The organism is Methyloparacoccus murrellii (genome assembly GCF_054657115.1).
The window spans coordinates 1-1,161 of record NZ_BAAHXD010000105.1 but is presented as its reverse complement, the minus strand read 5'-3'; the positions used below and the strand labels follow the sequence as shown (position 1 = coordinate 1,161).

2 protein-coding genes are annotated in these 1,161 nt (G+C 68.9%); both read right to left on the bottom strand.

What is annotated here, in order from left to right; all coding sequences use genetic code 11:
- A partial coding sequence (locus ACYQ1H_RS15485; protein ID WP_460028934.1) for a TrbC/VirB2 family type IV secretion system protein occupies window positions 1-216 on the bottom strand: 216 nt, incomplete at its 3' end.
- Window positions 213-1,161: P-type conjugative transfer ATPase TrbB (gene trbB, locus ACYQ1H_RS15480; RefSeq protein ID WP_460028933.1), on the bottom strand; the 949-nt coding region annotated here is incomplete at its 5' end. The genes trbB and ACYQ1H_RS15485, both read right to left, overlap by 4 nt.

Below are 1,161 nucleotides of genomic sequence, written 5' to 3'. Positions count from 1 at the left end.
GCGCGCCACCGGCCCCTGGATGGATTCGAGGATGGATTGCAGCGGGCCTTCCCACGGCATCGAGGAACCGGCGGCCTGTGCGGTTCCGGCCAGGAACAGCATCAGCGCGGCCAGCAGCAGCCCTTGCCCCGCAGGGCGGGCCAGGCAGCGCAGCCGCGCAAGACGCAAAGCCGGATTTGCAGAAAAACGGAAAGCAGGAAAGGTCATCTGCGTCATGGCAGTTCTCCAAGTGAGTCAGGGGATGGGGAAGTCGCCGCAGCGGGGGCGGCATCGGGGTTTGGCGACAACTCGGGAAACGGCGTGTCCAGCGCGTCCGCCTCCCAATCCGCCAATCGGTAGCCCACGCCGTCGAAGCCGACGACACGGGCGATGCTCTCGATGCGGCGTTTGCGCCCGCGCCCGGCGATGTGGATCACCACGTTGACCGCCTCGGCGATCAGCGCACGGGGCGGATTCACCGCCACTTCGAGAATCAGTTGCTCCAAGCGCAGCAGCGCGCCGAGCGCGGAGCCGGCATGGATCGTGGCGATTCCGCCGGGATGGCCGGTGCCCCACACCTTGATGAGATCCAGCGCCTCGGCGCCGCGCACTTCGCCAACGACGACGCGATCAGGCCGCAGGCGCATGGACGAGCGAACCAGCTCCGTCATCGACACCACGCCTGCGCGGGTGCGCAGGGGAACGTGGTCGCGGGCGGCGCATTGCAGCTCCACCGTGTCTTCGAGCACCAGCACGCGGTCGCCCGTGGCGGCGATCTCGGCCAGCAGCGCGTTGGCCAAGGTCGTCTTACCGCTGCTGGTGGCGCCGGCGATCAAGACGTTCTGCCGCTCGCGCACGGCGCGAACGAGAAAGCCCGCTTGCGCGCTGGTCATCATCCCGTCGATGACGTACCGCTCCAGCGGAATCACGCCGATGGCGCGCTTGCGCAGCGCGAAGGCCGGCCCCGGCGCTGCCGGCGGCAAGATGCCCTCGAAGCGTTCGCCCGTTTCGGGCAACTCGGCGGACAGCAGCGGCTGGCCGCGATGGACTTCTGCGCCGACGTGGGCCGCGACGAGGCGGATGATTCGCTCGCCGTCCGCCTCGGGCAGTTCCACGCTCATCGGCGCGCGCCCGCTGGAAAGCCGATCCACCCAAAGGGTGCGATCAGGATTCAGCATCACC